This window comes from Pseudomonas sp. PvP028, assembly GCF_017832255.1.
Lineage (GTDB): Bacteria > Pseudomonadota > Gammaproteobacteria > Pseudomonadales > Pseudomonadaceae > Aquipseudomonas > Aquipseudomonas syringae.
Window position 1 is genome coordinate 150,582 of record NZ_JAFIBL010000001.1, and the last position, 12,820, is coordinate 163,401.

At 59.2% G+C, this 12,820-nt stretch carries 12 protein-coding genes; 2 read left to right on the top strand and 10 right to left on the bottom strand.

Annotated features, from left to right (window positions below; all coding sequences use genetic code 11):
- Positions 1 to 30: 30 nt before the first annotated feature.
- The 5 genes from JOE34_RS00685 to JOE34_RS00705 all read right to left on the bottom strand — a co-directional run bounded on the left by JOE34_RS00685 (position 31) and on the right by JOE34_RS00705 (position 5,593).
- Positions 31 to 1,260 (bottom strand): CynX/NimT family MFS transporter, encoded by a 1,230-nt coding sequence (locus tag JOE34_RS00685; RefSeq protein ID WP_192874801.1) that lies wholly within the window; start codon positions 1,258 to 1,260, stop codon positions 31 to 33.
- A 169-nt stretch (positions 1,261 to 1,429) separates the two neighbouring features.
- Positions 1,430 to 2,194, bottom strand: a complete 765-nt coding sequence (locus tag JOE34_RS00690; RefSeq protein ID WP_003408905.1) for an amino acid ABC transporter ATP-binding protein — start codon at positions 2,192 to 2,194, stop codon at positions 1,430 to 1,432.
- 10 nt (positions 2,195 to 2,204) lie between these two features.
- Complete coding sequence (locus tag JOE34_RS00695; RefSeq protein ID WP_004402865.1) at positions 2,205 to 3,302, bottom strand: amino acid ABC transporter permease; 1,098 nt, start codon at positions 3,300 to 3,302, stop codon at positions 2,205 to 2,207.
- Positions 3,303 to 3,312: 10 nt separating this feature from the next.
- Positions 3,313 to 4,494 carry an amino acid ABC transporter permease gene (locus JOE34_RS00700; protein WP_003421776.1) on the bottom strand — a complete coding sequence of 394 codons (1,182 nt, stop codon included), beginning with the start codon at positions 4,492 to 4,494 and terminating at the stop codon, positions 3,313 to 3,315.
- Positions 4,495 to 4,564: 70 nt separating this feature from the next.
- On the bottom strand, positions 4,565 to 5,593 hold the full coding sequence (locus tag JOE34_RS00705) for an amino acid ABC transporter substrate-binding protein (RefSeq protein ID WP_003421775.1): 1,029 nt from the start codon (positions 5,591 to 5,593) through the stop codon (positions 4,565 to 4,567).
- 485 nt (positions 5,594 to 6,078) lie between these two features.
- Here JOE34_RS00705 and JOE34_RS00710 point away from each other — a divergent pair, with 485 nt between their 5' ends.
- Positions 6,079 to 6,738, top strand: coding sequence for an alpha/beta hydrolase (locus JOE34_RS00710; protein WP_010424562.1), 660 nt, complete (start codon positions 6,079 to 6,081; stop codon positions 6,736 to 6,738).
- 115 nt (positions 6,739 to 6,853) lie between these two features.
- Positions 6,854 to 8,311 carry an ATP-dependent RNA helicase RhlB gene (rhlB, locus tag JOE34_RS00715; RefSeq protein WP_161420632.1) on the top strand — a complete coding sequence of 486 codons (1,458 nt, stop codon included), beginning with the start codon at positions 6,854 to 6,856 and terminating at the stop codon, positions 8,309 to 8,311.
- 3 nt (positions 8,312 to 8,314) lie between these two features.
- On the opposite strand, the gene moaE is transcribed toward rhlB, so the two are convergent.
- The 5 genes from moaE to JOE34_RS00740 all read right to left on the bottom strand — a co-directional run bounded on the left by moaE (position 8,315) and on the right by JOE34_RS00740 (position 12,705).
- Positions 8,315 to 8,764 carry a molybdopterin synthase catalytic subunit MoaE gene (moaE, locus tag JOE34_RS00720; RefSeq protein ID WP_003316924.1) on the bottom strand — a complete coding sequence of 150 codons (450 nt, stop codon included), beginning with the start codon at positions 8,762 to 8,764 and terminating at the stop codon, positions 8,315 to 8,317.
- A gap of 2 nt (positions 8,765 to 8,766) precedes the next feature.
- The gene (gene moaD / locus JOE34_RS00725; protein WP_003341743.1) at positions 8,767 to 9,012 is read right to left on the bottom strand and encodes a molybdopterin converting factor subunit 1; all 246 of its coding nucleotides are present in this window, start codon (positions 9,010 to 9,012) and stop codon (positions 8,767 to 8,769) included.
- Positions 9,009 to 9,494 (bottom strand): cyclic pyranopterin monophosphate synthase MoaC, encoded by a 486-nt coding sequence (gene moaC / locus JOE34_RS00730; RefSeq protein ID WP_003341741.1) that lies wholly within the window; start codon positions 9,492 to 9,494, stop codon positions 9,009 to 9,011. The genes moaD and moaC overlap by 4 nt, the downstream gene beginning before the upstream one ends.
- A gap of 343 nt (positions 9,495 to 9,837) precedes the next feature.
- Positions 9,838 to 11,232, bottom strand: a complete 1,395-nt coding sequence (locus tag JOE34_RS00735) for a PhoH family protein (RefSeq protein WP_003341739.1) — start codon at positions 11,230 to 11,232, stop codon at positions 9,838 to 9,840.
- 294 nt (positions 11,233 to 11,526) lie between these two features.
- Entirely contained in the window at positions 11,527 to 12,705 is a 1,179-nt protein-coding gene (locus tag JOE34_RS00740) for a polysaccharide deacetylase family protein (protein WP_003316930.1), read from the bottom strand.
- Positions 12,706 to 12,820 lie beyond the last annotated feature (115 nt).

A 12,820-nucleotide genomic window follows, 5' to 3' on the forward strand; every position in this document is an offset into this window, starting at 1 on the left:
CTGGTCCGAATGACCAACAATCATCGAAAATCAAACCTTCTCGCTACTGACCTGCACCTGCAGCGCCCGACCGGCGCCCATGCCCGCGATGATGGCGCCCAGCCCGAGCACCGCGAAGATCCAGCCGATCGCGCTCCAGCTGCCGGTCATGTCATGCACCACGCCCACGGCAAACGGGCCGGTCGAGGCGATGGTGTAGCCAACGCCTTGCGCCATGCTCGACAGGTTGGCGGCGACATGTGAGTCGCGCGAGCGCAGGACGATCAAGGCCAGCGCCAGACTGAACGTGCCGCCCTGCCCGACCCCCAGCAGGATCGCCCAGCCCCACAGCCCGCCAAGCGGCGCGTACAGGCAGCCGAACAGACCGGTCAGGGTCAGCGACATGACCAGCATGATCGCCAGGCGCTGATCCTTGCCGCGTGTGGCCAGATAAGGTACCGCCAGCGCGCTGATGACCTGCGCGATGATCGAGCCGGACAACAGCAGACCGGCCTGGGTCGGCGTCAGGCCGCGACCGATGAGGATCGACGGCAACCAGCCGAAGACGATGTACGACAGCGACGACTGCAGGCCCATGTACAGCGTGACCTGCCAGGCCAGCGGGTCACGCAACAGACCGCGGACCCGGTAGACATCGCGATGCGTGCCATGCACTTCACGCGCCTGCGGAAACCATAATGCGGCGGCAATCAGTGCCGGAACCAGCCAGAAACCCAGGCCAATCTGCCAACTACCACCGACGTACTGACTCAGCGGCACCGTCGAACCGGCTGCAATCGCCGCGCCCAGGCACAAGGCCATGGTGTAGACACCGGTCATGGCTCCGGCCTTGTGCGGGAAATCACGTTTGACGATACCCGGCAGCAACACGCCGATGATCCCGATGCTTGCACCCGCCAGCAGGCTGCCGGCAAACAGCCCGACCTGACCGAACAGGCTGCGCACTGCCAGGCCTGCGGCCAGTGTCAGAAGCACCACCATAACCACCCGCTCACTGCCAAACCGGCGGGCGAGGATCGGTGCCAGCGGCGCGAACAGGCCCAAGCACAAAACCGGCAATGTGGTCAGCAGTCCGGCTTCGGCAGCGGACATGCCCAGGCTGTCGGACACCGTGTCAAGCAGTGGCGCGATGCTGGACAGCGCCGGGCGCAGGTTGAGGGCGACCAGCACCAGGCCCAGCAGCAACAGCCAGGGGCGCTTCAAAGCGGAATGAGGTTGATCGGTAGTCGGTTGGGGGCTGGGTTGAGCCTTGGCAGTCATCAGTTTCTCGGTCATCAGGTATGTCGACCCTTTTCAGGGGGGCGGTATCCTGTTGGAGAATCATCGCGAATACAAGGTTCAGCTCAATTGCATACAACCCGCACCGCGACGGCCGGCACAAAAAAAAACCGGGCACATGGCCCGGTTTCCTTGTTCAGCAGAAGCCCACTCAGTGAATGATCTGACTGAGGAACAGCTTGGTACGGTCGCTCTGCGGATTATCGAAGAAGTCGTTCGGCGCAGCCTGTTCGACGATTTCGCCCTTGTCCATGAAGATCACCCGGTTTGCCACGGTACGGGCAAAGCCCATTTCGTGGGTCACGCACAACATGGTCATGCCTTCTTCAGCCAGGCCCACCATGGTGTCGAGCACTTCCTTGACCATTTCCGGATCAAGGGCCGACGTCGGTTCATCGAATAGCATGATTTTCGGCTTCATGCACAAGGCACGGGCAATCGCCACACGCTGCTGCTGACCACCGGAAAGCTGACCCGGAAACTTGTGGGCCTGCTCCGGAATCCGCACACGCTCCAGATAGTGCATGGCGATTTCTTCGGCTTTCTTCTTCGGCATCTTGCGCACCCACATCGGTGCCAAGGTGCAGTTCTGCAGGATGGTCAGGTGCGGGAACAGGTTGAAGTGCTGAAACACCATGCCGACTTCACGGCGGATGGTTTCGATCTGCTTGAGGTCCGAGGTCAGTTCGGTGCCATCAACGATGATACGGCCCTGCTGGTGCTCTTCCAGACGGTTGAGGCAGCGAATGGTGGTCGACTTGCCCGAGCCCGACGGGCCGCACAGCACGATACGTTCACCCTGGCGCACATTCAGGTTGATGTCCTTGAGTACATGGAACTGGCCGTACCACTTGTGTACGCCCTCCATGCGGATCATGCCTTCAGCGCCCAGAGGCTTATTGATAACTTCACTCATCACAAAACTCCTAACGCTTGTGGCCTGTGTCCAGCTTACGTTCCAAATGCATGGAATAGCGGGACATACCGAAACAGAAGATCCAGAACACCAGGGCCGCGAAGACGTAGCCTTCAGTGGCCATACCCAGCCATGCCGGGTCGGCGGTAGCCTGCTTGACGCTGTTGAGCAGGTCGAACAGGCCGATAATGATCACCAGGCTGGTGTCTTTGAACAAGGCAATGAACGTGTTGACGATGCCGGGAATGACCATCTTCAACGCCTGCGGCAGGATCACCAGACCCATGCTGCGCCAGTAACCCAGGCCCATCGCCGAGGCTGCTTCGTACTGGCCCTTGGGAATAGCCTGCATGCCGCCACGGACTACTTCAGCAATGTAAGCGGACTGGAACAGGATGACGCCGATCAGCGCACGCAGCAGCTTGTCGAAGTTCATGCCCTCTGGCATGAACAGCGGCAGCATCACCGACGACATGAACAGTACGGTGATCAGCGGCACGCCGCGCCAGAACTCGATGAACGTCACGCATACCACACGCACGGCCGGCATGTTGGAACGACGACCGAGCGCCAGCAGGATACCCAGCGGCAACGCACCGACGATACCCACGGTGGCGATCACCAGAGTCAGCATCAGACCGCCCCACTGGCTGGTCGGTACGTTGGTCAGACCGAACGCACCGCCATGCAGCAGGTAGAACGCGACAACCGGGTAAATCACCAGGAAGGCAATACCGTAGACAGCCTTGCGCGGAAACTTCGAAATGAACAGCGGCGCAGCACCGACGATCGCCAGAATGGCGGTCAGGTCGACCCTCCAGCGCAGTTCATTGGGGAAGTAGCCGTACATGAACTGACCGAAGCGCTGCTCGATGAACACCCAGCAGGCGCCCGCTTTGGTGCAGTCTGCCTTGGTCGTGCCGATCCAGTTGGCGTCCAGCAGGGACCAACTGATGATCGGCGGCACGACCAGATAGATCAGGTACAGCGAGAACAGGGTCAGCAGGGTGTTGATCCAGCTGGAGAACAGGTTCTGCCGCATCCACGCTACCGGACCGAACACTTTGCCCGGTGGTGGCATATCAGGTTTGAAAGTATGAGTTGTCATGCGCTTTTCCTCACCGCTCGATCAGCGCAATGCGCTTGTTGTACCAGTTCATCAGCAGGGAAATGCTGATACTGATCGCCAGGTACACGCTCATGGTGATGGCAATGACTTCAATGGCCTGCCCGGTCTGGTTGAGCACCGTACCGGCAAACAGGGAAACCATTTCCGGGTAGCCGATGGCGGCTGCCAGCGAAGAGTTCTTCGCCAGGTTCAAGAACTGACTGGTCAGCGGCGGAATGATCACGCGTAGCGCCTGCGGGATGATCACCTTGCGCAGCGTCGGCCCAGGGCGCAGGCCCAATGAGCGAGCAGCTTCGGTCTGGCCATGGCTGACCGACTTGATGCCGGAGCGCACGATTTCGGCGATGAACGCCGCCGTATAGATAGTCAGTGCCAGGGTCAGGGAGATCAGTTCAGGGATCAGCACCCAGCCGCCCGAGAAGTTGAAGCCCTTCAGTTGTGGCAGTTCCCAATGCACCGGGCTGCCGAAGATCAGCACGCTCAGGCCAGGGATGACCAGCAGCAACGCCAGGCCGACCCAAAACTTGTGAAACGGCTGGCCGGTGGCTTCGAAGCGCTTGTTGGCCCAGCGCACCATCATGACGATGGCGATCACGGCAACAACGAGACTGACCAGGAATGCCCAGGCGCCTTCGGCAGGCAATGCTCTGGGCATGTTGAGCCCGCGGCTGCTGACGAAGAACATGTCCAGGTAGCCATGCGCCTGACGCGGACCAGGCAGCGTGAGGAATACGGCGGTGTACCAGAAAAGGATCTGCAGCAATGGCGGAATGTTGCGGAAGACTTCGACATACACGGTGGCCAGCTTGCTGATCATCCAGTTCGGAGACAGGCGAGCGACACCAATGACAAAGCCCAGCAAGGTCGCCAGGACAATACCGATAACCGACACCAGCAAGGTATTCAGCAGACCGATAACGAACACACGGGCATAGCTGTCCGCTTCGCTGTAGTCGATCAGGTGCTGAGCGATACCGAAACCGGCACTGTTCTCAAGAAAACCGAAACCCGAGGTGATACCACGGTGTTGCAGATTGGTCTGGGTGTTATCGAAGATAAACCAGCCCAACGCGATCACCGCCACGACAGTGATGATCTGAAATAACCACGCGCGCACTTTCGGATCGCTCAGAGAGAGCTTTTGCTTGGGTGCGACGATTTGCTTTTCCATGAAATGCCCCAGGAAAAATCCAACAGAACAACGCCCGACAGGCTGGGAAGCCTGCCGGGCGCCGGGTCAATCAGCGAATAGGTGGAGCGTATTGAATGCCGCCGGCATTCCACAGAGCGTTCTGGCCACGCTTGATTTTCAGCGGGGTGCCTTCGCCCAGGTTGCGTTCGAACACTTCGCCGTAGTTGCCGACCTGCTTGACGATCTGCACGACCCAGTCTTTCGGCAGCTTGAGGTCCTGACCATAAGTACCGTCAGCACCCAGCATACGGGCTACGTCAGGGTTCTTGGTCGACTTGGCTTCAGCTTCAACGTTCTTGGAAGTGATTTTGGCTTCTTCGGCGTTGAGCATGGCGAACAGGGTCCAGCGAACGATCGAGAACCACTCTTCGTCGCCTTTACGCACGACAGGGCCCAGAGGCTCCTTGGAGATCACTTCAGGCAGAACGATGTAATCGTCCGGCTTGGCCAGCTTGCTGCGCTGTGCGTAGAGTTGCGACTGGTCGGAAGTCAGTACGTCGCAACGGCCGCCTTCCAGCGACTTGGCGCTTTCGTCGGAGGTGTCGAAGGTGATCGGGGTGTATTTCAGGCCGTTCGAGCGGAAGTAGTCGGAGACGTTCAGCTCGGTAGTGGTACCGGCCTGGATGCAGATGGTTGCACCGTCCAGTTCCTTGGCGCTATTGACGCCCAGCTTGTTGTTTACCAGGAAGCCGATACCGTCGTAGTAAGTCACGCCGGTGAACACCAGGCCCATGCCCGCATCACGGGAGCTGGTCCAGGTGGTGTTACGCGAAAGGATGTCGATCTCGCCCGATTGCAGTGCAGTGAAGCGCTCCTTGGCGTTCAACTGGCTGAACTTGACCTTGGTGGCGTCGCCAAATACTGCGGCGGCTACTGCGCGGCAGACGTCAGCGTCGATACCGGTGATCTTGCCGGTGGAGTCTGGAACGGAAAACCCTGGCAGGCCATCGCTGACGCCGCACTGGATAAAACCTTTCTTCTTGATAGCGTCAAGGGTGGTACCGGCATTTGCAGCCCCGATCACACCAAATGCGGCCAAGGCAGTGACGACAGCCAGGGTGGATTTCAACATCTTCATTCAAAAACCTCCAGTTTGCTCTTTGTTGTGTAGGGGTCTCAGTCGCGTCGCACCTTTGTGAGGCGCTAATGACCCGTGCTGGCTTATTTTTGGGTCATGCGACGCTGGGCCTGAATCATGAATTGCCTGCAGGATCATCCCGTCATGCGTGTTCATCATTCAGAATCGGCCCCGTGGACTGAAACTCCATGATTTTCCCGGACCTGAGCGGTCCAGGTTGAATCGTGCCGCGAATCCTGACGCATGGACTCCCGAGCTGCTTTTCGATCGCTATAAGTAATAGCCTTATAGTGTTACCGAACGAGGTGAGCGACTCGGCTCCAGTCCTGCTGTAGCAAAGCCCGTACCAGCATGCTGGCTAAGTCGAATTAGCGACAGGTCAAGACAAAAACTTGTAACCTTGCGACATCTTCTTTCATTTTTAATCTACCCGCGCACCTAATTAATGCGCTCAAAAAGAGCCCGCGCACACAAATGGAGCAGACATGAGCGATTCTCTGATCATCGAACCTTCCAGTCCCGCCGACGCCTGCGTTATCTGGCTGCATGGGCTGGGCGCTGACCGCTATGATTTTCTGCCGGTCGCCGAAGCACTGCAGGAGTCGTTGCGCAGCACCCGCTTCGTACTGCCTCAGGCGCCGACACGCGCTGTGACCGTCAATGGCGGCTATGCAATGCCCAGCTGGTATGACATCAAGTCCATGAGTTCAGAGGCCCGGGCCATTGACCATGATCAGATGGAGGCCTCGGCGCAGAAGGTGCTGGACCTGATCGAGCAGCAGCGCGACAGCGGCATCGACCCGGCGCGAATCTTCCTCGCCGGCTTCTCCCAAGGTGGCGCGGTGGTCTTGCACGCCGGCTACCGACGCTGGCAAGGCCCGTTGGGCGGCGTACTCGCGCTGTCCACTTATGCCCCCACATTCAGCAGCGAAATGACCCTGTCGGCGAGTCAGCAACGTATTCCGGCCTACTGCCTGCACGGCAAGCATGACGCAGTCGTGCCTTATCCGATGGGCCGCGCCGTCTACGACCATCTCACCGCCCAGGGTGTAACCGTTGAATGGCAGGAATACCCAATGGAGCATCAAGTGTTACCGGAGGAAATTCGCGATATCGGCGTCTGGCTGGCTGAAAGGCTTCGCTGAAGCGCTCTTGACCCCTTGCGACGGACCGCTTTTGTAGCTCGCCATGGATGGCACTACGCCGAGCACGGTTCTTGCTTTACACTGCTCGGCGTACATTCCTTAACCAATTGATGAGATGACCGTGCTCAAAGCACTTAAAAAGATGTTCGGTAAGAGCGAGGCTGAGCAGCCTGCGCCTACTCCGATAACCTCTATTCCCGCCTCTCCCGCTGCCACAGGCGACACACCGGATCATGCTGTCCAGACTCAGGCTCTGGACACGACCAGCGAGCCCTCCAAAGCCAGAGCGCCGCGCACCGATAAGCCGAGGGCCGAGCGCCCGCGTCGCGAGCGCGTGACAAAACCGTCAGCGCCGGCCTGGAAACTCGAAGATTTCGTCGTCGAACCCCAGGAAGGCAAGACCCGCTTCCACGATTTCAACCTCGCGCCTGAACTGATGCACGCGATTCAGGACCTGGGTTTCCCGTACTGCACACCGATCCAGGCGGGCGTACTGGGCTTCACCCTCAAGGGCAAGGATGCAATCGGACGCGCCCAGACCGGCACCGGCAAGACCGCTGCGTTTCTGATCTCGATCATCGAGCAGCTGACCCAGACGCCGCCGCCTGCTGAACGCTACATGGGTGAGCCGCGCGCGCTGATCATCGCTCCGACCCGCGAGCTGGTGGTACAGATCGCCAAGGACGCCGCCGACCTGACCAAGTACACCAACCTGAACGTCATGACGTTCGTCGGTGGCATGGACTTCGACAAGCAGCTCAAACAACTCGAAGCACGGCACTGCGACATCCTGGTCGCCACGCCAGGCCGCCTGCTGGACTTCAACCAGCGCGGCGAAGTGCATCTGGACATGGTCGAAGTGATGGTCCTCGACGAAGCCGACCGCATGCTGGACATGGGCTTCATCCCGCAGGTACGTCAGATCATCCGTCAGACGCCGCACAAGGGTGAGCGCCAGACCCTGCTGTTCTCTGCGACCTTCACCGAAGACGTGATGAACCTCGCCAAGCAGTGGACGACGGACCCTTCGATCGTCGAGATCGAATCGTTGAACGTTGCCAGCGACAACGTCGAACAGCATATCTATGCCGTCGCCGGTGCCGACAAGTACAAGCTGCTCTACAACCTGGTGACCGACAATGGTTGGGAACGGGTGATGGTCTTCGCCAACCGCAAGGACGAAGTCCGACGCATCGAAGAGCGTCTGGTGCGCGATGGCGTGAACGCGGCGCAGCTGTCAGGCGATGTGCCTCAGCACAAGCGCATCAAGACCCTTGAAGGCTTCCGCGAAGGCAAGATACGCGTGCTGGTCGCCACCGATGTGGCCGGTCGCGGTATTCACATCGACGGCATCAGCCACGTGATCAACTTCACCCTGCCCGAAGTGCCGGACGATTACGTGCACCGCATCGGCCGTACCGGCCGCGCCGGCGCCGATGGCGTGTCGATCAGTTTTGCCGGTGAGGATGACTCTTACCAGTTGCCCGCCATCGAGGAAAAACTGGGCCGCAAGATCAGCTGCGAGACGCCGCCGACTCATCTGCTCAGGGCTGTGGTGCGCAGCAACGCCTGATGCTTACTTCCAGCGATCAGCCGCTTGGTGATCGCTGTGACGACCTTCGACCCAGTGCGTACCTTCTGACGTGTTTTCACGCTTCCAGAACGGCGCGCGGGTCTTGAGGTAATCCATGACGAAGTCACAGGCTTCGAACGCCGCCTGACGGTGCGCGCTGGCAACGCCGACGAACACGATCGGCTCGCCGGGCTCCAGCGCCCCTACCCGATGCAGCACATCAACGCGCAGCAAAGGCCAGCGCTGTTCGGCCTCGGCAATGATTTTTGCCAGTGCCTTCTCGGTCATCCCCGGATAATGCTCCAGAAACATGCCGGACACGTCACGCCCCTCATTGAAATCCCGAACATAGCCGACAAAACTGACCACCGCGCCGATGCCCAGGTTGGCAGCATGCAGCGCGTTGACTTCAGTGCCTGGGTCGAAGGCTGCCGCCTGGACGCGAACGCTCATTATCAACCTCCGGTCACGGGCGGAAAAAACGCGACTTCATCACCATCGGACAAAGGCTCGCTCGGCTTGCACAGCTCCTGGTTGCGAGCGCACATCAGGTTCTGCTCGGCAAGCACCTGCCAGGCCTCGCCACGCTGCAGCAGCGTCTGGCGCAACGCGTCCAGCGTGGCGAACTCGCCTTCGACATACTCGTTGTCGAGGCCCAGGAGTTCACGGTAACGAGCGAAATACTGAACCTGAACCTTCATGAGGAAACCTGTGCCTGATCGGCAATGAAGTGGCCGCTCTTGCCGCCCAATTTTTCCAGCAGCCGAACCGACTCGATGACCATGCCGCGGTCTACCGCCTTGCACATATCGTAAATGGTCAGCGCAGCAACGCTGGCGGCCGTCAGGGCTTCCATTTCCACACCGGTCTGCCCGGCCAGCTTGCAGCTCGCGGTGATGCGCACGGCATCATCGCCCTCGGCGGCGAGGTGAACCTTGATGCTGGTGAGCATCAACGGATGACAAAGCGGGATCAGATCGCTGGTTTTCTTAGCCGCCTGAATGCCGGCGATACGCGCGACGGCAAACACGTCACCCTTGGGATGACCACCGCTGACGATCATTTGCAGCGTCGTCGGCAGCATGCGCACGAAGGCTTCGGCCACCGCCTCACGGGACGTCACGGCTTTATCCGTGACATCAACCATATTGGCGCGACCCTGGGAATCGAGATGAGTGAGCACAACGTTACTCCTTGGCAGAAGCAAGAAGTGTGGCAGTTGCAAGCTGCAAGCTACAAGCTGAAAGTGCCCGGCGTTTTACACAGGTTTTAAAGCGTACGAAAATCCTGGCTTCTGCCCGGAGGGCGTAGGAGCGAACTTGTTCGCGAAGAGGGCTGTACATGCACAAATGATTTATCGCCCACAATATAGCCTTCGCGAACAAGTTCGCTCCTACGCCTTTCGGCCAGAAGCGAACTTGTGTGTGTGACGATAAGCTTGGCGCATGGGCGCGACAATCAAAAGCTGCAAGCGAGGGCTCTCGTACACCGAAGTCCCCCACTTGAAGCTTACAGCTGCTTTTCAGCTAAAGATGACTCTCCGCGTATTCGGCCAGTATCGAGCGTGGCACGCCCTGCAGGGTGATGTGCACGCCGTTCGGGAAGTCCTTGAAGCGCTCCGTCAGGTAGGTCAGCCCGGAACTGGTGGCTGACAGGTAAGGGGTGTCGATCTGCGCCAGGTTGCCCAGGCAGACCACTTTGGAACCGGCGCCGGCACGGGTGATGATGGTTTTCATCTGGTGCGGGGTCAGGTTCTGGCATTCATCGATCAGGATCAGGCTTTGCTGGAAGCTGCGACCTCGAATGTAGTTGAGGGATTTGAACTGCAACGGCACCTTGCTGAGGATGTAATCGACACTGCCATGGGTGTTTTCGTCATCCATATGCAACGCTTCGAGGTTATCGGTGATCGCGCCGAGCCACGGCTCCATCTTCTCCGCCTCGGTACCGGGCAGGAAACCGATTTCCTGATCCAGACCCTGAACGCTGCGGGTAGCGATGATGCGCCGATAGCGCTTGGTGACCATGGTCTGCTCGATGGCAGCGGCCAGGGCCAGAATGGTTTTACCCGAGCCTGCGGCACCCGACAGGTTGACCAGATGAATATCCGGGTCGAGCAACGCAAACAGCGCCAGCCCCTGATAGATATCGCGCGGCTTCAGCCCCCAGGCCTCCTGATGCAGCAAAGGCTCCTGATGCATGTCCAGAATCAGCAGTTCGTCGTTCTTGACGCCCTTGATCCAGCCGACGAAACCCTGCTCATCGACAATGAACTCGTTGATATGAACCGCCGGCAGCATTTCAGTGAGCTGCACGCGGTGCCAGGTACGGCCGCGCTCCTGACGGGTGTCGACCTTGCTGACGCGGTCCCAGAACGAACCGGTCATGTCATGGTAGCCACGCGACAACAGTGAAACGTCGTCGACCAGCTGGTCAGTGCTGTAATCCTCGGCAGCAATGCCGCAGGCGCGCGCCTTGAGGCGCATGTTGATGTCTTTGGTCACCAGCACGACGCTCAAGTCCTTGTTGCGCGCATGCAGGTCAATCAATTGGTTGATGATGATGTTGTCGTTCAGGTGCTCGGGCAGCAGGCTGTTGGGTTCCTCGCGCTTGCTCATCAAAATCGACAGGTAGCCCTTGAAGACGCCTGTTCCACGGTCGATGGGCACGCCCTTCTCGACTTCCTCCGGCGAAGCTTCGCCCAGGGTCTTGTCGATCAGGCGGATGGCCTGGCGGCATTCGGCAGCAACTGAATGTTTACCGGCCTTGAGTTTGTCCAGTTCCTCCAGAACCGTCATGGGGATGGCGACGTGGTGTTCTTCGAAGTTCAGCAGTGCGTTTGGATCATGAATCAATACGTTGGTATCGAGCACGTAAAGGATTGGCTGGTTGGTGGAAGGGGTGCGTCCGTGGTCATCCATACTCGCTCACCTTTGTAGAAGCCGGGCGACGCAGAACCACGACAGTACTGCGCCACGAAAAGGCCGCCGGATTCTCCCCTTCAGGCAGGGCAGAAATGTCGCTCAAGGTGGGTCTTGGAAGACGCCACCTGTGTTGCAGGTTTCGGCGGTCTGTATTCGTAATACAGCAAAAGGGATGACAGAAAAAAGCTCTTTGACAGTTTTTTGAAGTTTATTTCACAGCCTGACGAATAGGGCTTGGCGGACGTACCCGTCACGTTTAAAGTCGGAAGTCCGCCCACGCCGAATCTGCCTTCATTCCCCTTCCGGCGCAGCCTCTTCACTGCTCTGCAGCCCTTGTTCCTCGGGCGCTTCAGAGATATTTCGGCAATCGTCCCAGATCAACTCGCTTTGCGCGGTATTGGCCAGCAGCAATGGCAGCGCCGACTGCGCCTTGTTGGCCACGTCGTGAAATACCACCGTTCCTTTGCGCCAGAGCAGCATGAGGGTCAGTACACGGTCGCCCACCTGCTCCGCCGAAAGCCGCCCGGTGTCGTCTTCAGCGTCGATATTCCACAACGACACGCGCAAATGCTCGGCGCGGAAGAAGTCGCCGCTGTCGGCACGTCGATGGCCATAAGGTGGGCGAAACAGCGGCACGAAGTTGTCCGGCAACACCTGCTGAACCAGTGCCGCGCTGCGTCGCACCGAGTCCTGCCAGTCCAGCCACTGGCTGTGCGAGCGGTACTCCCAGCCCTGAATGCCCACACACTGCTGGCGATACAGCGCCTGCACACCTGCAACCGACGTGCTGTCGAGACGCTCCTGAAGACTCTTGCCCAGCACGAAGAAGGTGGCAGTCATTTTTTGCTGGCGCATGAAGTCGGCCAGCCAGTCGGTGCCACCGTCGGCAGGGCTCGGGCCACTTTCGAAGTTGAGCATGAACGTGCGATCCGGCATCTCGTCGCCGCTCATCTCATCGGAGTTGTAGCGCTCGATCTCGCTGCTGGTCTGCGGAAACAGGGCCGCCATGAACAGCAGCTCGTTCAGATAACGCTGGTGGAATGCGGCGCCGGGTCTGGCCCAGTTGGCGTAGAACGAATCGTTCGATACCTGATATTCCTCGGCGCGCTGTCGCAACTGGTCCATGTCCTCGACCAGCACACAGAAATTGGCGTCCTGCTCGCAGCTCTTTTGCGCGTTCTGGTAGTTCTCCAGCAAGCGCAGCCACAGCCGATGACGAACCACATTCAACGACGGCACATTGACGAAGCGCAGGCCGAGGCGCTGCTTGAGGCCCTCTTCGTCGAGCTTTTCGCTCAGGTACAGCTCGTGGGCAAAGGCGAGGATCTCCGCACGCGACGCGACGTCGAACAACCCCGGCGTCTCGAGACGCTCGGGCCAGACGCTGCGGTCAATGGTGGCAATGACCGGCGCTGCCGCCTGCGCCTGAAGCCAGAACAGACCTGCACACACTGCTAAAACGATACGCAAACCCGATGCCCTCTCGATCAACCATTAACGTCATGACCAGCGCGCCACTATAGCTGATATGCGCCAGGCTTCTTATGTTGGCGCGCATACAAAGCCGCAGGCGCTACGACCATTA

Coding starts and splice junctions, on each gene's coding strand:
- JOE34_RS00685 (WP_192874801.1), bottom strand. CDS start 1,260: ATGACTGCCAAGGCTCAACCCAGCCCCCAACCGACTACCGATCAACCT.
- JOE34_RS00690 (WP_003408905.1), bottom strand. CDS start 2,194: ATGAGTGAAGTTATCAATAAGCCTCTGGGCGCTGAAGGCATGATCCGC.
- JOE34_RS00695 (WP_004402865.1), bottom strand. CDS start 3,302: ATGACAACTCATACTTTCAAACCTGATATGCCACCACCGGGCAAAGTG.
- JOE34_RS00700 (WP_003421776.1), bottom strand. CDS start 4,494: ATGGAAAAGCAAATCGTCGCACCCAAGCAAAAGCTCTCTCTGAGCGAT.
- JOE34_RS00705 (WP_003421775.1), bottom strand. CDS start 5,593: ATGAAGATGTTGAAATCCACCCTGGCTGTCGTCACTGCCTTGGCCGCA.
- JOE34_RS00710 (WP_010424562.1), top strand. CDS start 6,079: ATGAGCGATTCTCTGATCATCGAACCTTCCAGTCCCGCCGACGCCTGC.
- rhlB (WP_161420632.1), top strand. CDS start 6,854: ATGACCGTGCTCAAAGCACTTAAAAAGATGTTCGGTAAGAGCGAGGCT.
- moaE (WP_003316924.1), bottom strand. CDS start 8,764: ATGAGCGTTCGCGTCCAGGCGGCAGCCTTCGACCCAGGCACTGAAGTC.
- moaD (WP_003341743.1), bottom strand. CDS start 9,012: ATGAAGGTTCAGGTTCAGTATTTCGCTCGTTACCGTGAACTCCTGGGC.
- JOE34_RS00735 (WP_003341739.1), bottom strand. CDS start 11,232: ATGGATGACCACGGACGCACCCCTTCCACCAACCAGCCAATCCTTTAC.